This is a genomic window from Asanoa sp. WMMD1127 (assembly GCF_029626225.1).
In the GTDB taxonomy this organism is placed as follows: Bacteria; Actinomycetota; Actinomycetes; order Mycobacteriales; family Micromonosporaceae; genus Asanoa.
In genome coordinates, this window is sequence record NZ_JARUBP010000001.1 from 1,972,734 (window position 1) to 1,993,228 (window position 20,495).

Below are 20,495 nucleotides of genomic sequence, written 5' to 3' on the forward strand. Positions count from 1 at the left end.
TCAGCGGTCGGCGACCTCCGCCCGACGGCGCCGCAGGTAGCGCCGCTCCGGGTCCGAGGTGACCAGCGCCAGCGCCTCGTCGTAGGCGCGGACCGCCTCCGCCGGACGGCCGAGCCGGCGCAGCAGGTCGGCGCGGGTCGCGGGCAGCAGGTGATAGCCGTCCAGCGCACCGGTCGCGGCCAGCCGGTCCACCACCGCCAGGCCGGCCTGCGGGCCGTCGGCCATCGCGACCGCCACCGCCCGGTTGAGCGCCACCACCGGCGAGGGCAGCAGCTTGGCCAGCTCGGCGTAGAGGCCGGCGATCTCGGTCCAGTCGGTGTCGCCCGCCGTCGGCGCCGTCGCATGGACTGCCGCGATCGCCGCCTGGATCTGGTAGGGCCCCGGGCGGCCACGCCGCAACGCACGCCGGAGCAGGGCGTCGGCCGCTGCGATGCGGGTCGTGTCCCAGCGCGAGCGGTCCTGGTCCTCGAGCGCGACGAGGTCGCCCGCGGCATCGAGGCGCGCGGCCCGACGGGCGTCGTGCAGCATCATCAGCGCCAACAGGCCGGCCGCCTCCGGCTCGTCGGGCATCAGCGCGACGAGCACCTCGCCGAGTCGGATCGCCTCGGCGGTCAGGTCGACCCGCACGAGGTCGGCGCCCGCTGTGGCCGCGTACCCCTCGTTGAAGAGCAGGTAGACCACCGCGAGCACGGCCGCCAACCGGTCGGGCAGCAGGTGGTCGGGCGGCACCCGGAACGGGATGCCGGCGTTGCGGATCTTGCCTTTGGCCCGGAACAGCCGCTGCGCCATGGTCTTCTCGGGCAGCAGGAACGCCCGGGCGATCTCCGCGGTGGTCAGGCCGGCCAGCGTGCGCAGGGTCAGCGCCACCTGCGCCTCCTGGTCGAGCGCCGGGTGGCAGCAGGTGAAGATCAGCTCAAGGCGGTCGTCGGGGATGCCCACCGGCACCAGTGGTTCCGGCTGGCTCATCCGCACCACCTCCCGCAGCTTCTCCGCCTCGACCGCCGCACGCCGCACGCGGTCGAGCGCCCGGTTGCGCGCCGTCACCACCAGCCAGCCGCCGGGGCGCTGGGGCACGCCCTCGTGCCGCCAGCGCTCCAGCGCCTTCGCGAACGCGTCCTGGGCGCACTCCTCCGCGAGGTCCCAGTCGCCGGTCAGCCTGATCACCGCCGCCACCACGCGACCCCACTCGGCGCGGTAGACAGCGGTGACCTCGGCGTCGATGTCGGTCATTCGGTCCAGTACGGCCGCACGTCGACCATGCCGCCCCAGGCCATCGGGTGCTTCGCGGCGATCTCGATGGCCTCGTCGAGATTGTCGGCCTCGATGATGTCGAAGCCGGCGATCTGCTCCTTGGTCTCCGCGTACGGCCCGTCGAACACCACCACCTCCCCGTTGCGCACCCGCACCGTGGTGGCGTCCGCGCCCGGCCGGATCCGGTTGCCGGTGAGCCGGGCACCCTTGCCGTCCATCTCGCTGACCCAGTCCTCGATCTCCATCGGGCCGCCCGCCGCGTTCTCGGACTCCTCGCTCGGCTCGTTGCCCGGGGCCTCGGTGCAGATCAGAAACAGGTACTTCATCTCAGGTTTCCTCTCGCTTCGCGTCCACTTCCACCTCTACGACGAACGGGAAAGCCCGCCAACTACCGGTCGGGAAAAAGTTCTTGGAGCGCCGTACGCTTCGTGTCATGCCCGCTCTTGATCTTCTCCCGGACGACTACGCGGTCTGCCGGCTCCCTGCCGGCTCGGCGCTGCCGCCGGGCCTGGTCGGTGGCGGCAACGGCGCCGGAGTGCTGTCGGTGACCTGGACCGCCGACGAGGTCTCGGTGATCTGTCGCGCCGACCAGGTGCCCGACGGCGCGACCGCCGAGGCGCCGTGGCGCTGCCTGCGGGTCGCCGGCCCGCTGGACTTCGCGCTGACCGGCGTGCTCGCGTCGATGGTGGAGCCGCTCGCTGCCGCCCGCGTCACGATCATGGCCTTCTCCACCTACGACACCGACTACATCCTGGTGCCCAGCGTCCGGCTGGCGGAAGCCGTCGCCACGCTCGACCGGGCCGGCCATCCGGTGACGACCTGAGCGGGAATACGATGGTGCCGCCCGCACCCCCGTCGATGTCCCGCCCCGAGGTACCGTGCGCCGCCCCACCCTGCCCCCGCTGCTTCTCGCGTCCGCGACGGTCGCCCTGGTCGCGGCCGGCTGCGGCACGCCTCCTGAGCTGAACCCCCCGGGTACGGCGGTCCCGCGCCCAACGGCGACGGCGAGCGCGACGCCGACCGTGCTGCCCCCGCCCCTGACGCCGCAGCCGTCGACGTCGACGCCCCAGCAGCCCACGCCGACCACGACGACCGGCTTCCCGGACAGCCCCGCGGTGGCCTGCGGCGGCCGCCCGTCCGCGGCCCAGGTGATCAGCTTGCTGAAGCGGCGTGGCCTGCTCGCGTCGTCCTATCGGGGCCGGGTGACCGTCGGGCCGATGTGCGCGGGCACGTGGCAGTGGAGCGTGCTCGACACGGCCAACGGGCCCCTGCAGGCGGTCAGCCGGATCACCGGCAACACGCTGCGCCTCGTCACCGCCGGCACCGACGTGTGCAGCATCGAGGTGCGGGCCGGCGCCCCCGCGGGCATCCGCGCCGCCGCCTGCGACGCGAACCCACCCAACATCTAGCGCGCGGATCAGACTTCGATGATCGGCCAGCCGTCGCCGAGAACCTTCCGGACCTGGTCCGCACGTGAGGTGATGAGGCCGGCCGCGCTGCTGATGGCCACGAAAGCGGCATGACCGGCGCCGAGCCGGCCGGTTTGCCGGGCCATGCCACCAATCAGGGGGCAGTCATCACTGCGGTCGACCTCAACGGCTGGCGAGACGACCCGGACTGAAGGGTTCCGACGCAACATTTGCAGCAGCTCATGCTCACGGTGGTCGAGCAGGCTGTACGCCTCGAGTAGACAGACCAGTGGCACGGCCACGGTGGCCCCCGCATCGGCGGCCTCCACCACCGACCCGCCGACCGCCTCGACACCTTGGACGTATGCCATGAGGGCGCCGGTGTCGAGGACGTAGACGGGTCGGCTCACGCGACGTCGGACCGGTCGAAGTCGGCTCGCACCTCGTCCACCGGGCGGTCCAGCAGCTCAGCGACGCGGGCAATCGCACCCTCGCGCATCTCGGGCGTGACCCTTCGCTCCGCGAGCCGGCGCACGGCACCTTCCGGGTCGTATGGGAACTCGCGGTAGCCCGCCGCCCGCATCGCGGCCCGCAGGTCGTCGGACGCCCGACGTCGACGCAGTGCCTCCGTGACGTAGGCCGAGACCTGACGAGCGGGAAGTGCGTCAAGTTGCTCGGCGACGTCCTCCGGAACGGATACTGTCACACGCCGATTCATACTCTAGAGGCTAACAGGTGTGACTTCAGCTCGGGGAACAGTCGGCGCTTTAGTCGCCGCGCCGGATGCGGTCCAGCCAAGCTGCGGCGTCGGCATAGTCCACATCGGATTGGCCGGGCGGCGCCGGGACCGGGCCGTCGCTCTCGGAGTCGGTCCAGCGGTGCCGGGGGTACGAGCCCAGGAAGCGCACCTCGGCGCTGACCCGGCGGAGCCCGCGCAGCGCCTCCCCCATCCGGTCGTCGGCCACGTGGCCGGTGCAGTCGAGGAAGAACGCGTAGCGGCCGAGCGCCTCGCCGGTGGGCCGGGACTCGATCCGGGTGAGGTTGACACCGCGCACGGCAAGCTCCATCAGCACCGCGAGCAGCACGCCGACCCGGTCGTGGGCGATGTAGACGGCCAGCGACGTGCGGTCGTCGCCGGTCGCCGGCGGCGGGGTGCCCGGCCGCGAGACCAGCACGAACCGGGTCACCGCGTCGTTGTGGTCGCTGATCTTCTCGGCCAGCACGGTCAGCCGCTGCTGCGTCGCGCCGATCGGCGCGCAGACCGCCGCGTCGTGCTCGCCGGTGGCGGCGCTGCGCGCGGCCGCGCCGTTGGAGAGCACGTCGACCACGACCGCGTCGGGCAGGTTGTCGCGCAGCCAACCCCGGCACTGCGTGGACGCCTGCGGGTGCGCGGCCACCGAGCGGATGCTCGAGAGCGTGACACCCGGGCGGGCGGCCAGCACGAACTCGACCGGCAGCACCACCTCGCGGGTGATCACGAGCGGCGAGCCGGCGACCATCTCGTCGAGGGTGACACCCACGCCGCCGCCGATCGAGTTCTCCAGCGGCACCAGGGCGGAGTCGGCGTCGCCGGAGCGCACGAGGTCGAGCGCCTCACCGACGCTGCGCGCCGGCGTGCGCTGGCCGCGCTCGGCGGCCGGAATCGTGCGCAGCGCCTGCTCGGCGAACGTCCCCTCCGGCCCGAGGTAGACAAATCGCGTAGGCGGCGTTCCCGGCATGAGGCCAGCCTAGGACCATGGCCCGAACGGACAAACGGCCCACCCCTGTGCGGGGCGGGCCGTCTGCCACGATCGATCAACTGAACAAACCGCCGAGGACGCCGCCCTGCTGCTGGTTGCCGCCGCCGGCGCCGGCGATGCCGGCCGGGGGCTCCTCCGAGGGCTGCACGACGACGAAGCCCTGGCCGGCGAAGCTCATCGTGAACGCCTCGCCGGTGCTGCGGCCGAGCAGCGTGCCGATGCCGAGCTGGTCGGCCCGGTGGTAGCCGGTCTGCAGGCTGGCCGACCAGCAGATCGCCGCCTGCGGGTCGACGTAGGTCGGCTGGTCGACGTTGAGCACGACCGGGGTGCCCTTGGTGGTGATGGCGATCCGGCCCTGGCCGGTGAACACGCAGTTGAACAGGCCGGCCGAGGACATCATGCCCATGCCCTGGACCATCTTGATGTCGTACTGCAGCGACGCGTCGAAGGCCAGCACGTTGGCGCCGTTGATCGACAGGGCGTCGCCGTGGTCGAGGTCGACGAGGTGGATGTCGGCGGCCCGGTCGGCCAGGAAGACGTCGCCGCGGCCGCTGACCTTCATCAGCGGCACGCCCTCGCCGGTCAGCTTCTGCTTGAGAAACTTGCCGATGCCGCCGGAACCGAGCGCCTGGAACTGCACCTGGCCCTGGTAGGCCACCATCGACCCGGTGCGCGCCATGCACTCACCGTTGAGCTCGATCTTGAGCATCTTGGAGTTCTGCAGCCGCAGGCCCGGCTGCTGCGACTCCTTCTCCAGGTTCTCCGCGGAAAACAGCTCGCTACGCATCTGGGCGTTCCTCCATGACAGGATCCGGCGGGGTTGCTGCCCAGAAGCGTAGGTAGCCTGCGCAAACGCGAACGCGCCAGTGTCGCCAAGCCGACCTTGACGAGTCCGCGGCTCAGCCCCAGCCCAGGTCGTGCAGGCGCTCGTCGTCGATGCCGAAATGGTGTGCGATCTCGTGGACGACGGTCACCGCGACCTCTTCGACGACGTCCTCGTCGGTGTCGCAGATCGACAGGATCGGCAGGCGGTAGATGGTGATCCGGTCGGGCAGCACGCCGGCGTAGTTCCAGCCGCGGTCGGTCAGCGCGTGCCCCTCGTAGAGGCCGAGCAGCCGGGTGCCGGGTGGCGACCGGTCCTCGACCAGGATCACCACGTTGTTCATCAGCCGGAGCAGCTCTTCGGGCACCTCGTCAAGGGCGTCGGCGACGAGTTCCTCGAAGCGCTCGCGACTCATCTCGACCGGCACGGCTCCCATTGTGCCGTGCCGGCCGTGACGGGTGCGCCGCTCAGGCGAGGCGCGCGGTGAGCGTGATCTCGGCGCCTGGGGAGAGCAAGCGGGAGATCGGGCAGTTCTCCTTGGCGCCCTGGGCGATCTTCTGGAACTCGGCGTCGTCGATGCCGGGGACGTCGCCGACGGACTCCAGGTCGATGCGGGTGACGGTCATGCCGGCGTCGGTCTTGTCGAGGTGCACCTTCGCCGTCGTCTCGACGGAGGTCGGCGTGTGACCCGCGTCGGCGAGGCCCTTGGAGAAGGCCATCGAGAAGCAGCCGGCGTGGGCGGCCCCGATCAGCTCCTCGGGGTTGGTGCCCTCACCCTCCTCGAAGCGCGACTTGAAGCTGTAGTTCCCCTCGAACCCGCCCTTGCCGGTGCGGATCGTGCCGGAACCTTCGGTCAGGTTGCCCGACCAGCGGGCGGAAGAAGTGCGGATTGGCATGCCCTCGACGCTAGTGCACCCTGCGGCATGATTGCTGGATGCGGATCGGCATCCTCGGCACCGGCACCGTCGGGCAGACGTTCGGCACTCGCCTGCGCAATCTGGACCACGAGGTCGTTCTGGGTGCGCGCGAATCGGGCAATCCGCGCGCGGTGGAGTGGGCTGAGGCACACGCGGCGCGCTGTGGGACGTTCGCCGAGGCGGTCGCCGACGCCGATCTGGTGATCAACGCCACCGCCGGGCAGTACGCGGTCGACGCGCTGGAGATGGCCGGCGGCAATCCGGCCCTCGCCGGCAAGGTGGTTCTCGACCTGAGCAACCCGCTGGACTTCTCGTCCGGGGATCTTCGGCTCAGTGTCTGCAACACCGACAGCGTGGGCGAGCAGATCCAGCGGGCGTTCCCCGACGCCCGGATCGTGAAGAGCCTCAACACCGTCAACGGCAGCGTGATGGTCGAGCCGAGCCTGGTGCCCGGCCAGCACACGATCTTCGTCGCCGGCAACGACCCCGAGGCCAAGCAGGTGGTGATCGGCCTGCTCGGCGAGCTCGGCTGGGTCCGGGCCAACGTCCTGGACCTCGGCGGCATCGAGGCGTCACGGGGCATGGAGATGTACATGCCGCTCTGGGTGTCGATCCTGCGCGCCCTCGACGGCAACCTGGCTTTCAACATCAACGTGGTGCAGGGCTGATGACGCCGTACGACGTCATCGTCGTCGGTGGTGGCCACAACGGGCTGGTGGCCGCCGGTTATCTGGCCCGCGCCGGCCGCCGCGTGCTGGTGCTCGAACGCCGTGAGACGGTCGGCGGCGCAGCGGTCTCGGAGCACCCGTTCGGCCCGGACTTCACCGTCACCAGCCTGTCCTATGTGGTCAGCCTGCTGCCCGCCGACATGGTGCGCGACCTGCGGCTGGTCGAGCACGGTTACCACGTCTACCCGCAGGGGCCCTACTTCGCGCCGCGCGCCGACGGCCGCCACCTGCGGCTGCCGGACGACCCCGCCGAGCGGCGCCGGCAGATCGCGACGTTCTCGGCCCGCGACGCCGACGCGTACGAACGCTGGGAGTCCTGGCTGTCGCACCTCGGTCGACTGGTCGGTCCGCTGCTGCACGAGATCCCGCCGAAGCTGGGCTCCAAGCGGCCGCTCGACCTCGCCGCGCAGGCCGGGCTGGCCGGCCGGCTGCGCCGTGTCGACGTGCGGGCCGCCGTCGACCTGACCCGGCTGTTCACGGCCAGCATCGCCGACCTGGTCGAGGACCGGTTCGAGTCCGACGCGATGCGCGGCCTGCTCAGCGTCTCGGGCGTGATCGGCACCTGGGCCGGCCCGCGCAGCGCCGGCACCGGCTTCGTCACCCTGCACCACCACCTCGACCAGACCGGCGGGCAGCAGGCCGGCTGGGGTTTCCCGCGCGGCGGCATGGGCGGTGTCACGGCGGCGATGGCGGCCGCCGCCCGCGCGTTCGGCGCCGAGATCCGGACCGGGTCGGCGGTCGCCCGCATCGACACCCGCGACGGCGCGGTGCGCGGCGTGACCCTGGCCGACGGCACCGAGCTGCGGGCGTCGACCGTGATCACCACCGCCCACCCGCGGATCTCGTTCCTCGAGCTGCTCGACCGCGCGGAGCTGCCGGCCGACTTCGTCGCCGACATCGAGGGCTGGCGCAGCCGGTCGGGCACGGTGAAGGTCAACTTCGCCGTCGACCGGTTGCCGACCTTCGCCAGCCACCCGGACTACGCGCCCGATGTGCACGGCGGCACGATCGTGCTGGCGGACTCGCTCGACGACATCGAGGGCGCCTACCAGGAGGCGGTCGCCGGCCGCCCGGCCACGCTGCCGTTCGCGGACGTGTGCATCCCGTCGGTCTTCGACCCGACGCTGGCGCCCGAGGGCCAGCACGTGGTCAGCGCGTTCACCCAGTGGGTGCCGCACACCTATGCCGGGGCGCCGCACACCGCCGAGCTCGACGCCTACGCCGACCGGTTGGTCGCCCGCCTGGAAACCGTGGCGCCGGGCTTCACCGACTCGGTCATCGGCCGCCAGGTCATCGGTCCACACACGATGGAGCACGAGTACGGCCTGGTCGGCGGCAACATCTTCCACGGCGAGCTGACACCGGGGCAGATGTTCCACGGTCGCCCGGCCGCCGGGTACGCCGACCTGCGTACCCCCATCCGTGGTCTCTATCAGGCCGGCAGCGCGACCCACGGCGGCGGCGGGGTCACCGGCATCCCGGGCCGCAACGTGGTCCGGCAGATCATGCGGGACCGACGCCGCGGCCGTGGCGTGGCATCCTGAAGGGCATGTCCGCAGAGCCCTCCGGCCCTTCCGTCGTCGCGTTCGGCGCCGGCGACGACCCGGCCGACCGCTCGGGGCGACCGGGCGACCGTCTTCTCCGCATCGCCCGTGACTGGCGGGTATCCGCCGGCGTCGCGACCCTGGCCGCGGGGGCCGCGTGCGTGTCGCTGTTCGCGTCGTGGTTCGGGGTCGTGCTGCCGCTGGGCGAGCCCGACCCCACCACGGGCAACCAGTCCGACCGCCTCACGTTGTTCCACCTCGGTGACCTCGGCCCGCTGGCCACCGCCTACCTGCTGTGTCTGGTGGCGCTGACCGTCACGACCGTGCTCACGCTGTTCGGCCCGCCCGCGGCCCGCCGGGCCCTGCGACTGGGCGGGCTGGCCCTGACGGGCGCGTCGCTCGCGATCCTGGTGGCCCTGGTGGGCACCATCGACAACTACATCCGGCGCAGCTTCTTCTTCCTCTTCGAGGTCGAATACGACGTCGACAGCCGCGCCGGCCTGACGGTCGCGTTCCTCGCCGTGCTGCTGGCCGGACTCGCGCTCTTCCTCGCCGGCCGCACCCCGCATCACCCGGCCGGCGAGACCCCCGTCGCGTGGGGCTGGCAGCCGCCGCGCCAGCCGCACGACGAGACCGCCGCCGAAGTCGCCGCCGCGGCGCCGCTCGACCTCAGCGTGCAGCCGGCCCGCCCGTTCGCCCGGCCCGAGAGCGACGACGGCCGCGGTCGCTGATATCCCCGCGACCGCCGACAACCCGTGCCGGTACGCTGATTTACCGTGATTGACCTTCGACTGCTTCGTGACGACCCCGACGTTCTGCGCGCCAGCCAGCGGGCCCGGGGTGAGTCCGAATCCGTCGTCGACGACCTGATCGCGGCCGACGAGGGCCGGCGGGCCGCCGTGCAGCGCTTCGAGGGCCTGCGGGCCGAGCAGAAGCAGCTCGGCAAGCAGATGCCACGCGCGACCGGCGCCGAAAAGGAAGCGTTGCTGGCCCGCACCAAGGACCTGTCGGCCGAGGTCAAGGCGGCCGAGGCAGCGGTCACCGAGGCCGAGGGCGGGCTGCGCGCGGCCCAGCTGCGGATCTCCAACGTGGTCGAGAGCGGCGCGCCCGCAGGCGGCGAAGACGACTACGTCGTGCTGCGCGAGGTGGGCACCAAGCCCGAGATCGAGTCGCCGCGCGACCACCTGGAGCTCGGCGAGCTGCTCGGCGCGATCGACGTCGAGCGCGGGGCCAAGGTGTCGGGCAGCCGGTTCTACTACCTGACCGGGGTCGGCGCGCTGCTCCAGCTCGGCCTGCTGCAGATGGCCATCGCCCAGGCGGTCGAATACGGGCTGACCCCGTCGATCGTGCCGGCGCTGGTCAAGCCCGAGGCGATGGAGGGCACCGGCTTCCTCGGGGCGCACGCGAGCGAGGTCTACCGGCTCGAGGCCGACGACCTCTACCTGGTCGGCACGAGCGAGGTGCCGCTGGCCGCCTACCACAGCAACGAGATCCTCGACCTCGGCGAGCCGGTCCGCTACGCCGGCTGGTCGAGCTGCTTCCGCCGGGAGGCCGGCTCCTACGGCCGCGACGTGCGGGGCATCATCCGCGTGCACCAGTTCGACAAGGTCGAGATGTTCTCCTACTGCCGGCCCGAGCAGGCGCACGACGAGCACCTGCGGCTGCTGGCCTGGGAAGAGGAGATGCTGGCCAAGGTCGAGGTGCCCTACCGGGTGATCGACACGGCGGCCGGCGACCTGGGCAGCAGCGCGGCGCGCAAATACGACTGCGAGGCGTGGGTGCCGTCGCAGGGGCGCTACCGCGAGGTGACCTCGACGTCCAACTGCACGACGTTCCAGGCCCGGCGGCTCAACATCCGCTACCGCGACGAGGCCGGCAAGCCGCAGATCGCCGCGACGCTCAACGGCACCCTGGCGACCACCCGATGGATCGTGCCGATCCTGGAAAACCACCAGCGGCCCGACGGCTCGGTCGCGGTGCCCAAGGCGTTGCAGCCCTACCTGGGCGGTCGCGACGTGCTGGAGCCCGTGAAGAGGTCCTGACCGCACTGAGTGTCGGCAGCCCGGTTGCGACGATTTCTCCCGAACGTCATGGCTGGGCTACCCAGTGCGAGGTACGGTTGCTGCCCGGCCGCTCGCGGCTCGCTCCCGGCAGCCGATGCGGGTCGGGGCGAGGAGGAGCCATGCCCCGACCGGGCCTGCCGAAACTGGTCGCCACCGACCTCGACGGCACGATCGTGCACACCGACGACACCGTGTCCGCCTACACCCATGAGGTCCTCGACCGGGTGCGCGCCGCCGGTATCCCGATCGTCGGCGCCACTGGGCGTGGCCCGCGACTGGCCGAACTGACCCGCAACGACATCCGCGACGCCGACTTCCTCGTGATGGCCAACGGCGGCCGGGTCGTCGACCAGACCGACCCGCTCGACCCGATCGTGCTGCGCGACGCGCGCCTGTCGGGCCGGGTGCTCGCGTCGGTGATCGCCGAGCTCGAGTCCGCGGTCGGGCCGCTGACCGTGATGGTGGAGGCGCTCGACGGGCACGACGACCCGCTGTGGGGCGACCCCGATCCGTCCTGGCGCTATCCCGACCGGTTCGAGGCCCGCACACGCGACGAGTGCTTCGCCGGCGACGTGATCAAGGCGTTCGCCCGGGCGCCCGGGCACGACGTCGACGAGCTGCTGGCCGCCGCCGCCCGGATCGTGTCGCCGACGGTCGCCACCGTCACGCAGGCCGGGCTGGGGTTCATCGAGATCCTTCCGCCCGGGGTCGACAAGGCGACCGGGCTGGCGGTGGTCACCGAGGCGATCGGCGTCGACCCCGGCGACGTGCTGGTCTTCGGTGACATGCCCAACGACCTCGGCATGTTCGCGTGGGCCGGCTGGGGGCGGGTGGCCGTGGCCAACGCGCACCCGCTGGTCCGGGCCGCGGCCGACGAGGTGACCCTGAGCAACGACGAGGACGGTGTGGCGATTTACCTCGACCGGCTACTGTCGCGATGATGTTGATCGCCACGGACCTCGACGGAACCCTCCTCCGCGCCGACAAGACGATCAGTGCCCGCACCTCCGCCGCGCTGGAGCGGGCGGCCGCCGCCGACCTGCCGGTGGTGCTGGTGACCGGCCGGCCGATCCGCTGGCTCAAGCTGGTCTACGAGCAGCTGGCCACGCCGCTGCCGGCCGTCTGCGCCAACGGGGCCGTGGTCTACGACCCGCACCGTGACCAGGTGTTGCGGGCCAACCCGATGGCGCCGGAGGCGCTCGCGGAGATCGCCCGCCGGCTCGCCGACGAGGTGCCCGAGGCGGTGCTGGCGGTCGAGATCATGGACGGCCGGGAGATGCGGCACCACATCGACTACCCGATGCAGTGGGACACCCCGCACGGCGGCGTCGAGGCCGTCGAGGCGGTGGCCGAGCTCCTGCGGGAGCCCGCGGTCAAGCTGCTCGTGCGGGCCGGCGAGCGGGATCCCGACGAGTTCACGGCCCGGGTGGGCAAGGCCCTGGCCGGCGTGGCCGAGGCGACCCACTCCTCGACGTCGGGCCTGGTCGAGGTGTCCGCGTCCGGCGTCACCAAGGCCGCCGGGCTGGCCTGGTACTGCGCGCGGCTCGGCGTGCCGGCCGCCGACGTGACCGCGTTCGGCGACATGCCCAACGACGTGCCGATGCTGGCCTGGGCCGGGCGCGCGATCGCCGTGGGCAACGCCCACCCGGCCGTCAAGGAGATCGCCGACGAGGTCGTGGCCACCAACGAGGACGACGGCGTGGCGACCTATCTGGAGAAGGTGCTCGCCTAGAGGTATTGGCCGGTGCCGCGACCTTCGGTGCCGGGCTGCGGCGCCCCCGGAATGCCCGGGATGACCCCCGGGACGGCGCCGGGTGGCAGCGCCGGGCGGCTACCGCCGCGCATCTGCTCGAGCTGCATGCGGGCGGCCATCTGCTGGGCCACCAGGGCGGCCTGGATGCCGTGGAACAGGCCCTCCAGCCAGCCGACCAGCTGGGCCTGTGCGACCCGCAGCTCGCCCTCGCTCGGCGTGGATGTCTCGCTGAACGGCAGCGACAGCCGCTCGAGCTCGTCGCGCAGCTCCGGCGAGAGCCCGTCTTCCAGCTCGACGATCGACCGCTGGTGGATGTCGCGCAGGCGGGCGCGGCTGGCCTCGTCGAGCGGGGCCGCGCGTACCTCTTCCAGCAGTTGCTTGATCATGCTGCCGATCCGCATGACCTTGGCCGGTTGCTCGATCTGGCGGCCCGGGTCTTCCTCGCCGCCGTCGGCGTCGGTGTCGACGGTGCCGACCGGCCGGCCGTCCGGCCCGACCACCACCACGGTGCCCGACCGACGGTTGGGTTCGGCCTGCTCGTCCGGCGCTCCTGGGGTCTCGGTCATGACTCCATCTTTCCCCAACGCCCGCCGGGTGTGCTCCCCGGACCCGGCAAGCTAGCGTTCCGCGCATGCCCACAGGCCGACCGGACCCCCGCGACGTGCTCGTTCTCCCCGCCGCGCCACCGGACGCGGTGGTCCGCTACGGGGCGGACGCCGACCACGTCGCCGACGTCCGGCTGCCCTCGGCCGGCGCGGGGCCGCTGGTGGTGGTGATCCACGGCGGTTTCTGGCGCGCCGAGTACGACCGGGCGCACACCGGTCATCTCGCCGCGGCGCTGGTCGCGGCGGGCTATCCGGTCGCCCAGCTCGAGTACCGCCGCACGGGTGGGGCCGGCGGCTGGCCGGCGACCTTCGACGACGTCCTGGCCGGGGTGGCCGCGCTGCCCGGGCTGGTCGCGCTGGCGGCCGCGGACCTGGGCCGGCCGGCGCCGTTGCCCGGGCCACCGCTGCTGGTCGGGCACTCGGCCGGCGGTCACCTGGCGCTCTGGTACGCGGCGCACGCGCCCGCCGCGGCCCGGCCGGCTGGGGTGCTGGCGCTCGCGCCGGTGGCCGACCTGGTGGAGGCGCACCGGCTGGACCTCGACCGCGGCGCGGTCGCGGCCCTGCTCGGTGGCGACCCGGAGGCGTTCGCGGCCGCCTACGCCGCAGCTGATCCGCTGCCCCGCACGCCCCTGGGATTACCCACCGTGATCCTCCATGGCACGGCGGATGCGCAGGTCCCCATCGCGCTGAGCCGGCGGTTCGTCGCGGCGGCCGGCGGCGTTGATAACGAAATAGCGCTGGATGAACTTCCTGAGGTAGGGCATTTCGAACTCATCGATCCGAGGTCAGCGGCGTGGAGCAAGGTGACGGAGGCGTTGCGGTCCTTGCAGCGGTGATCATCTTCATTGACGCAGCGTCGTTGAGGAGGTAGGAACCCGGGGGAGTGTGGCAACCAGCCCACCGGTCGGGGAGGGTCGTTCCGTGTCGCAGATGGATCGTCGACAGGCGTTGCGCTTGTTCGCGGGGTTGGGTGCCGCGGGCCTGCTCGCCGGATGCGGCAACGACGACACGGCCGAGGCGGCCGCCGGCAACGAGCTGGTGAGCGACGAACCGATCAAAATCGGCCTGATCGCCCCGCAGACCGCCGGCTACAAGAACATCGGCGACGAGATCGCCCGCGGTTTCAACCTGTTCCTCGAGATGAACGACCAGCGGCTCGGCGGCCACCAGGTGCAGCTGGTCGTGGCCGACGAGGGCGAGACGGTCGAGTCCGGCAAGGCCGCGCTGGACAACCTGCTCAAGCAGGGCGTGCTGGCACTGACGGGCGTCGTCAACTCCACGGTGATGCTCGGCATCCGCGACACGGTCGAGCAGGCCCGGATCCCGCTCGTCGGCTCCTGCGCCTCGCCGTCGTCGCTGCAGAGCGTGGTCTACATCTGGCGCACGTCCTATGTGAACAATGAGGCCGGCCAGGCGTTGGGCCGCTACGTCGCCGAGAACGTCAAGGGCAAGGTCGGCATCATCGCGCCCGACTACGAGGCCGGCCGCGACGCGGTCGAGGGCTTCCGCACGGAGTTCGGCCCGACCGACTCGCGGATCAAGGCGGGTCCAGTGTGGACCGAATACAACGCCGAGCCGACCAAGACGTTCTTCCGGGCCAAGATTGACCAGGTGCGCAAGGGCAACCCCGAGGCCATCTATTGTTTCTACAATGGACAGGCGGCGGTCGAGTTCCTTCGGCAGCTGCGGGCCGACGGCTACAAGGGGCAGATCTTCGCGCCCGGCTTCCTCACCGAGGGCGAGGTGCTCGGCGAGCTCAAGAGCAACGAGGCCAACGACGTCTTCACGGCGCTCAACTACTCGCCGGACCTCAACAACGCCGCCAACCGCGAGTTCGCCACCGCCTTCCGCCAGAAGTACGAGGCCACGCCGACGACGTACGCGGTCGCTTCCTACGACGCCGCTCAGGTGATCGACAAGGCGGTGCGGATCGCCGGCAAGAACCCCACGCCGCAGGCGGTCAACCTGGCGATGGGCAAAGTCGGACTCATCGACAGCCCGCGCGGCGAATGGCAGTTCAACCAGACGCGCACGCCGCAGCAGAAGTGGTACCTCCGCCAGGTGCGCCGCGACGGGCCCGTGCTGTCGAACGTGGTGATCAACGAGCTGGCGACGCTGGGCTGACCCTGTTCAGGGGCGCAGCTCCGCGACGCAGCACTTGACGCTGCCGCCGCCTTTCTTGAGCTCGCCCAGCTCGACCGGCACGGGCGTGTAGCCGGCGCTGGTCAGCTTGGCGGCCAAACCGGTGGCCTCCGCGTTGAGCACGACGTTGCGGCCGTCGCTGACGAGGTTGAGGCCGAAGGCCAGGGCGTCGTCCTCGTCGGCGATCAGCGCGTCGGGGAACAGCTGCGCCAGGACGCGCTGGGAGCCGGCCGAGAAGGCGCCCGGGTAGTAGGTGATCCGCTCGTCGTCGAGGGCGGCCAGCGCGACGTCGAGGTGGTAGAAGCGCGGGTCGACGAGCTGCAGGGAGACCACCGGGCGGCCGAGCGCCTCCTGGGCGTGGCTGTGGGCCACGGACTCCGTGCGGAAACCGTGCCCGGCGAGGATCATGCCGCCGTACGCGTGGGGCAGGTAGGCGAAGTCGCCCTCACCCTCGTTGATCTCGGTCGGCTCGACGTAGGTCCAGCCCTGCTCGACGTAGAACGCGCGGTGGGCGGCGGCCTCGGCGGCCCGCTGCGGATAGCGGAACCGGGCGCCGAACGCCGTGCCGTCGACCGTGAAGGCGCCGTTTGCCGCATAGACCATGTCGGGCAGCCCGTCCTCGGCCGGCAGCACGTGCACGGTGTGGCCGAGCCGGACCAGCGTCTCGTGGAGCAGCTGCCACTGTTTCAGGGCCAGCTCCGTGTCCACGGCCGCGCTCGTGTCCATCCACGGGTTGATCGCGTACACCACCGTGAACCGCTCCGGCGGGCACATGAGATATGTCCGCTTACGCGACTTCCGCTCGTCCTTCACGATCACCATGATCAGGTACTCTTCGTGGTCAAGACAGCCGAATCTCTTGCTTGGGAGAGGCGAAACGTTGCAGATCGACGACGTGGACCAGCGAATCATTGCGTCACTCGTCGCGGACGCCCGTGCCTCGTACTCGGAGATCGGTGAGAAGGTCTCGCTCTCCGCGCCGGCGGTGAAGAGGCGCGTCGATCGCCTGCGGGCGGCGGGCGTGATCCGCGGCTTCACGGCGGTCGTCGATCCGGCCGCGGTGGGGTGGACGACGGAGGCGTTCGTGGAGCTCTACTGCACCGGGCGGACGACGCCGGCCCAGCTCACGGTCGCGACGCGGCGGCATCCGGAGGTGGTGGGGGCGTACACGGTGTCGGGCGAGGCGGACGCTCTCGTGCACCTGCGTGCGGCGGACATCGCCCACCTGGAGCAGGCCCTCGAGCGCCTGCGCGCGGAGCCGTTCGTCACCTCCACCCGGAGCATGATCGTGCTGAGCCGCCTGGTCGACGCCCCCAACGTGGTCCCGGCCCCGCACTGATCCCACGCGTTTCGGTGGGAACGGTCGTGGACGGGCCCGCGTCCAAAGCGGCATGACGATCGCCAGGCGCGGTGCGTACGCCCTTGTCGCTGTGTTGCTCTTGAGCGGGTGCACCGGTGAGCCCACCGCCGCACCACCGCCCTCCCCGACCGCGCTGCCCGCCCCGGCGTTCCGGCTGGTGGCGTTCGACTCGTGCGCCGATGTGCTGGCCGGGTTGAAGCAGGCCGCCAAGGAGGTGGTGACGCCGTGGGGCTTCGAGGGTGACTGGCGCGCGGGGCGGCTGCCGATGGCGGCCGCCGGGGGTTCTGTGGAGGACGCGGCGAACACGCGGGGCGACGCGGGTGTCGCCAAGGCGCCGTCCGGGGCCGAGCAGACCGGCTACTCGGGCACCAACAATCACGAGGCCGGTGTCGAGGAGCCGGACCTGGTCAAGACCGATGGCCGGCGGATCGTGACGGTGTCGGGCGGGACGCTGCGCGTGGTCGATGCGGCGACCCGACGGGTGACCGGCAGCCTCGACCTGTCCGACGGCCGAGGGCAGCTGGGCGAGGGGACGCTGCTGCTCTCCGGCGACCGGGCGATGGTGCTCATGTCGGCGTTCGGGCCGATCTCCAAGGATCGGGGCTTCGCTCCCTATCTCGACTCGGCTGTCCGGCTGGTCACTGTGGACCTGGCCGGGGCGCGGCCGACGGTGGTGGGCTCCTACACGATCGATGGTTCGCTGGTAGACGCACGGCAGGTGGGCGCGACGGCGCGGATCGTGGTCCGCAGCCGGCCGCGGATCGAGTTCCCCTACCGCGCCACCACCGACGCGAAGCGGTTGCGGGACAACCGGGGGGCCATTGACCGGTCCACAATCGACGATTGGCTGCCGCGGTGGACGGCGTCGAGCGCCGGCGAGGAACGCGGTGGCCGGATCGACTGCGGCGCGCTGCGCAAGCCCGAGGTGTTCTCCGGGACGTCGCTGCTGACCGTGCTCGGCTTCGACATCGGCGCCGCGGCGTTCGGAGACGGCGACCCCACCACCATCGTCGCCGACGGAAACTTCGTCTACAGCAACGGCGCCAGCCTCTACGTGGCCAACGACCAGCGCTGGCGGGTTCTTCGTGCCGACGTCGGCCGGCTGCGCGACGACACGATCATCTACCGGTTCGACGTTACCGGCAGCGGGCCGCCGCGCTACGTGGCCGCGGGTTCGGTGCCCGGCTATCTGATCAACCAGTACGCGATGTCGGAGTTCGACGGTCACCTCCGGGTCGCGACCACGCTGGCCGAGAACACGTCGTCGGTGCACGTCCTGCGCGCGGGCGACCTGGTCGAGGTCGGTGTGGTCGAGGGCCTGGGCAAGGGCGAGCGGATCTATGCCGTGCGGTTCGCCGGGGCGGTCGGCTATGTGGTGACGTTCCGGCAGACGGATCCGCTCTACACGCTGGATCTCCGTGAGCCGGCCCGACCGACGGTCCGCGGCGAGCTGAAGATCAACGGGTATTCGGCCTACCTGCATCCGCTGGATCCCGGCCGCTTGATCGGCGTCGGCCAGGACGCCGACTCACGGGGTCGGGTGTTGGGGGCGCAGGTGTCGCTGTTCGACGTGGCCGACCTGGCCGAGCCACGCCGGGTCGCCCAGCACCGCGTCAAGAGCGGCTGGTCGGAAGCGGAGAACGACCCGCACGCCTTCCTCTATTGGGCGGAGTCCGGGCTGCTGGTCATCCCGATGAGCTGGAACTCGCACTTCGGCGTGCTCGCGTTGCGGGTCACCGAATCGGGCCTGAAGGAGGTCGGCCGGCTACGCCATCCCCAGGCGCAGGGTTATGACGTCCTGATCCGGCGCTCGCTGATGGTCAACGGAACCCTGTGGACAGTGTCCGACGCCGGCATGCGCGCCACCGACGCGACCTCCCTGCGCGACCAGGCCTGGCTGCCGTTCGCGTAGGCCTTTGGCTCCGCGGGCCTGGGCCTTGGTCGGGCGGCCTGGCTTCGCCGCCTGGCTTCGCGGCCCGACCTTCGTCGGGCGGCCTGGCTTCGCGGGTCTTTGGCTTGGTCGGTTTGCTTCGTTGGCTTCGGCGCGGTTACAGGTACATGCCTGTCTTGGGCTCCTGGGAGCCGCGGTTGGCCGGCTTGTCGCCCTCGCCGAAGAACCGTTTGCCGCCGAACTCGCCGTGCAGGCGGTCGTCGAGCTCGTCGGCGAGGCCGGTCATGACCTGGACGGCGAGCATGAGGTGGGTGGCCTGGAAGTTGCGGCCGAACACCGGGATCGACGCCCAGACGGTGTCGTTGGTGCAGTAGAGGCGGCCGATCGGCATGCGGTTGGTCAGCTCCGAGAGCTTGACGTAGAGCTGCTCGGTCGGCTCGACCTCGGTCAGCACCGGAGAGAAGACGTCGACGAGCGGCGGGTTGTCGCGGACGCGTACGAACACCATGGCCGAGCCCGCCCGGATGCCGATGTCGCCGTCGGAGTCGACCTTGAGTTGCTCCGGCTCGGACTTCATCAGCGCGGCGACCACCGTGCGGACCCGCTCTTCGAGAGCGATGCTGTCGTCGTCGTCCGTTTCGCCGCGGGCCGCCATCTGCTGGCCGGCCTTTATCGCGTTGTCGAGGTCGAGGCTGCCGGCCACCTCGGGCCGCGCGGTGGCCAGCGGCTCGACCGCGATCGGCTCGTCCTCGACGTCATGCACGAGGTAGACCAGGAACGCCGGGTGCGGCGCACCGTAGACGTCACGCAGGGTGCGCGAGACCGTCGTGGCGATCCGGGACGCGTCCTTGGTCGACGCGTGCAATCCGAACTGCTCACCGGAGTCGGGCAGCACACCCGGCGGCGACCACCCGAGCGCGACGAGGTCGGCCACGGCGCCCCGATCGAGCCGGTAGCCCTCCGGCAGTGCGGAGTTGCCGACCGCGAGCGCGCGTACCATGCCGTCGCTCAAGATCTGCAGCTCGACGGAGTAGACCGCGGCGCCGGTGCCCGACGCGGTCGGATCGAGCGTCAGCTCGACCCGCGCACCTTCCGGCAGCTCGGGCAACACCTTGGCCAACGCGCGCGCGAAGTCCCGCCAGGCCTCGATGACCTTGCCCCGCAGATCGGCCGTGCTGGCCTCGTCGAGCAGGATGGCATCGGTGAAGCCGTCGTCCCCCGTACTCGTTAGCTGCGCTGACGTCATGATCGCCTCCGTCCGTCAGCCACACCCTACCCACGGCACCGGTTCCCACGGATAGGCCGGTGTGAGTCGGATAACCGCATTACATCGCGCTTCCACCCAGTCTGCTGACCGAGCCGCCGATGGCCGGCTGACTGCTGACGGAACGCGAGGATTGCGAGGTTATCCCGCGCCGCGCTCCCCTTGATCGGCCGCGAGCGCGGTCAAGGCGGCCGCCGCCTCCCGCGGGTCCCGCCCTCGACCGACGGCCAACCCGAGCAGGTACGCCGTCACCGGCGCGGCCGGCCGCACGGTGTTGTGGGCGACATCGCGGGCCAGGTCGAGCACGAGCGAAACGTCCGCCTCGGCCGGCGCTATGTCCAACTCCGCGCAGGCGGCCTTCACCCACTCGTCGAGCGTCATCTCGCGGCCTCTCTCGCTGTCAGCCATTCCCGCACCTTACGGAGGTCGTCCTCGGTGTCGCAGTCGAACCACGGGGGTGGATCTGCGCCGGCCCACTCGACCTCGACCACCGTCAGCGGCTCGATGAGGGCGCGCATGGAAGCGCCGTGCACGCCGCTACCCAACTCCGCGATGCGCCGCCGCAAGGCGTCGGCGCGCCACACGCCGCAGAGCAGCTGGCGCCGTCGGTCCTGGTCGACGAAGAGTGCGGCGTCCATTGTGGATAGCTTAGTGCGCAGCTTGGTTACGGCGTCGGTGGTGAGTAGGGGGAGGTCGCCGGCGACGATGATCAGCTCTCGCGTGGCTTGGCCGGTGGCGGCCAGGCCGGCGGCGATTGCGGCCACGGGGCCGCCGCCTTGGGGCTGCTCGCGGGTGTAGCGCACGCCGTCCGGCACGTCCGCGCTGCCGCCGACCACCACGCGGGGGTCGGCCGCGGCGACCGCGTCGAGTACCCGGTCACGCATCGAGCGCCCGGCCACGATGATCGAGGGCTTGTCCGAGCCACCCATCCGCCGCGCCGAGCCGCCCGCCAGGACGACGGCCGCAAACCCCGCCACGGCATCCCCTCCTGCCATGTTCCGACCCT

At 71.5% G+C, this 20,495-nt stretch carries 25 protein-coding genes; 12 read left to right on the forward strand and 13 right to left on the reverse strand.

The features are described 5' to 3' along the window. Entirely contained in the window at window positions 1–1,230 is a 1,230-nt protein-coding gene (locus tag O7635_RS09495; protein WP_278080046.1) for a sigma-70 family RNA polymerase sigma factor, read from the reverse strand. Beyond that, window positions 1,227–1,577 carry a YciI family protein gene (locus O7635_RS09500; RefSeq protein ID WP_278080047.1) on the reverse strand — a complete coding sequence of 117 codons (351 nt, stop codon included), beginning with the start codon at window positions 1,575–1,577 and terminating at the stop codon, window positions 1,227–1,229. Before O7635_RS09500 ends, O7635_RS09495 begins: the two co-directional genes overlap by 4 nt. 107 nt (window positions 1,578–1,684) lie before the next feature. On the opposite strand from O7635_RS09500, the gene O7635_RS09505 reads away from it, so the two are divergent. Next, window positions 1,685–2,074: an ACT domain-containing protein gene (locus O7635_RS09505; protein WP_278080048.1), complete on the forward strand. Its 390-nt coding sequence runs from the start codon at window positions 1,685–1,687 to the stop codon at window positions 2,072–2,074. A 55-nt stretch (window positions 2,075–2,129) separates the two neighbouring features. Then, entirely contained in the window at window positions 2,130–2,660 is a 531-nt protein-coding gene (locus O7635_RS09510; RefSeq protein ID WP_278080049.1) for a hypothetical protein, read from the forward strand. 8 nt (window positions 2,661–2,668) lie between these two features. Here O7635_RS09510 and O7635_RS09515 read toward each other — a convergent pair whose 3' ends face one another. The 6 genes from O7635_RS09515 to O7635_RS09540 form a co-directional block, all read right to left on the reverse strand. Then, window positions 2,669–3,070: a hypothetical protein gene (locus tag O7635_RS09515; protein ID WP_278080050.1), complete on the reverse strand. Its 402-nt coding sequence runs from the start codon at window positions 3,068–3,070 to the stop codon at window positions 2,669–2,671. Continuing rightward, window positions 3,067–3,366, reverse strand: coding sequence for a hypothetical protein (locus tag O7635_RS09520; protein ID WP_278080051.1), 300 nt, complete (start codon window positions 3,364–3,366; stop codon window positions 3,067–3,069). Before O7635_RS09520 ends, O7635_RS09515 begins: the two co-directional genes overlap by 4 nt. A 61-nt stretch (window positions 3,367–3,427) precedes the next feature. After that, complete coding sequence (pheA, locus tag O7635_RS09525; RefSeq protein WP_278080052.1) at window positions 3,428–4,378, reverse strand: prephenate dehydratase; 951 nt, start codon at window positions 4,376–4,378, stop codon at window positions 3,428–3,430. A 76-nt stretch (window positions 4,379–4,454) separates the two neighbouring features. Continuing rightward, complete coding sequence (locus tag O7635_RS09530) at window positions 4,455–5,186, reverse strand: AIM24 family protein (protein WP_278080053.1); 732 nt, start codon at window positions 5,184–5,186, stop codon at window positions 4,455–4,457. A 112-nt stretch (window positions 5,187–5,298) separates the two neighbouring features. Continuing rightward, a complete protein-coding gene (locus tag O7635_RS09535) occupies window positions 5,299–5,658 on the reverse strand; it encodes a metallopeptidase family protein (protein WP_278080054.1) in 360 nt (119 codons plus the stop codon). Between the two features lie 31 nt (window positions 5,659–5,689). After that, window positions 5,690–6,118 (reverse strand): OsmC family protein, encoded by a 429-nt coding sequence (locus O7635_RS09540; protein ID WP_278080055.1) that lies wholly within the window; start codon window positions 6,116–6,118, stop codon window positions 5,690–5,692. 38 nt (window positions 6,119–6,156) lie between these two features. On the opposite strand from O7635_RS09540, the gene O7635_RS09545 reads away from it, so the two are divergent. The 6 genes from O7635_RS09545 (at window position 6,157) to O7635_RS09570 (ending at window position 12,206) form a co-directional block, all read left to right on the forward strand. Next, a complete protein-coding gene (locus tag O7635_RS09545) occupies window positions 6,157–6,807 on the forward strand; it encodes an NAD(P)-binding domain-containing protein (protein WP_278080056.1) in 651 nt (216 codons plus the stop codon). Beyond that, window positions 6,807–8,411, forward strand: a complete 1,605-nt coding sequence (locus tag O7635_RS09550) for an NAD(P)/FAD-dependent oxidoreductase (RefSeq protein WP_278080057.1) — start codon at window positions 6,807–6,809, stop codon at window positions 8,409–8,411. The genes O7635_RS09545 and O7635_RS09550 overlap by 1 nt, the downstream gene beginning before the upstream one ends. Window positions 8,412–8,416: 5 nt before the next feature. Further along, window positions 8,417–9,142, forward strand: coding sequence for a hypothetical protein (locus O7635_RS09555; protein WP_278080058.1), 726 nt, complete (start codon window positions 8,417–8,419; stop codon window positions 9,140–9,142). A gap of 45 nt (window positions 9,143–9,187) precedes the next feature. Continuing rightward, window positions 9,188–10,453 carry a serine--tRNA ligase gene (gene serS / locus O7635_RS09560; RefSeq protein WP_278080059.1) on the forward strand — a complete coding sequence of 422 codons (1,266 nt, stop codon included), beginning with the start codon at window positions 9,188–9,190 and terminating at the stop codon, window positions 10,451–10,453. A 140-nt stretch (window positions 10,454–10,593) separates the two neighbouring features. Continuing rightward, entirely contained in the window at window positions 10,594–11,415 is an 822-nt protein-coding gene (locus O7635_RS09565; RefSeq protein ID WP_278080060.1) for an HAD family hydrolase, read from the forward strand. Next, entirely contained in the window at window positions 11,412–12,206 is a 795-nt protein-coding gene (locus O7635_RS09570; RefSeq protein ID WP_278080061.1) for an HAD family hydrolase, read from the forward strand. The genes O7635_RS09565 and O7635_RS09570 overlap by 4 nt, the downstream gene beginning before the upstream one ends. On the opposite strand, the gene O7635_RS09575 is transcribed toward O7635_RS09570, so the two are convergent. Then, entirely contained in the window at window positions 12,203–12,793 is a 591-nt protein-coding gene (locus tag O7635_RS09575) for a bacterial proteasome activator family protein (protein WP_278080062.1), read from the reverse strand. The two genes, O7635_RS09570 and O7635_RS09575, sit on opposite strands and share 4 nt — an antisense overlap. Window positions 12,794–12,858: 65 nt before the next feature. Here O7635_RS09575 and O7635_RS09580 point away from each other — a divergent pair, with 65 nt between their 5' ends. Then, window positions 12,859–13,668 (forward strand): alpha/beta hydrolase, encoded by an 810-nt coding sequence (locus O7635_RS09580; RefSeq protein WP_278080063.1) that lies wholly within the window; start codon window positions 12,859–12,861, stop codon window positions 13,666–13,668. Window positions 13,669–13,753: 85 nt separating this feature from the next. Further along, window positions 13,754–14,956 carry an ABC transporter substrate-binding protein gene (locus O7635_RS09585; protein ID WP_278080064.1) on the forward strand — a complete coding sequence of 401 codons (1,203 nt, stop codon included), beginning with the start codon at window positions 13,754–13,756 and terminating at the stop codon, window positions 14,954–14,956. A gap of 6 nt (window positions 14,957–14,962) precedes the next feature. Here the strand turns inward: O7635_RS09585 and ddaH are convergent, their stop codons facing one another. Further along, window positions 14,963–15,796 (reverse strand): dimethylargininase, encoded by an 834-nt coding sequence (gene ddaH / locus O7635_RS09590; RefSeq protein WP_278080065.1) that lies wholly within the window; start codon window positions 15,794–15,796, stop codon window positions 14,963–14,965. Between the two features lie 58 nt (window positions 15,797–15,854). On the opposite strand from ddaH, the gene O7635_RS09595 reads away from it, so the two are divergent. Next, window positions 15,855–16,313, forward strand: coding sequence for an Lrp/AsnC family transcriptional regulator (locus O7635_RS09595; RefSeq protein WP_278080066.1), 459 nt, complete (start codon window positions 15,855–15,857; stop codon window positions 16,311–16,313). 91 nt (window positions 16,314–16,404) lie between these two features. Beyond that, the gene (locus tag O7635_RS09600; protein WP_347405269.1) at window positions 16,405–18,246 is read left to right on the forward strand and encodes a beta-propeller domain-containing protein; all 1,842 of its coding nucleotides are present in this window, start codon (window positions 16,405–16,407) and stop codon (window positions 18,244–18,246) included. A gap of 136 nt (window positions 18,247–18,382) precedes the next feature. Here the strand turns inward: O7635_RS09600 and O7635_RS09605 are convergent, their stop codons facing one another. The 3 genes from O7635_RS09605 to O7635_RS09615 all read right to left on the reverse strand — a co-directional run bounded on the left by O7635_RS09605 (window position 18,383) and on the right by O7635_RS09615 (window position 20,484). Then, entirely contained in the window at window positions 18,383–19,471 is a 1,089-nt protein-coding gene (locus O7635_RS09605; RefSeq protein WP_278080068.1) for a hypothetical protein, read from the reverse strand. A gap of 159 nt (window positions 19,472–19,630) precedes the next feature. Beyond that, entirely contained in the window at window positions 19,631–19,870 is a 240-nt protein-coding gene (locus O7635_RS09610) for a DUF6457 domain-containing protein (protein ID WP_278085422.1), read from the reverse strand. Next, window positions 19,867–20,484 carry a molybdenum cofactor guanylyltransferase gene (locus O7635_RS09615; protein WP_278080069.1) on the reverse strand — a complete coding sequence of 206 codons (618 nt, stop codon included), beginning with the start codon at window positions 20,482–20,484 and terminating at the stop codon, window positions 19,867–19,869. Before O7635_RS09615 ends, O7635_RS09610 begins: the two co-directional genes overlap by 4 nt. Window positions 20,485–20,495: the final 11 nt, after the last annotated feature.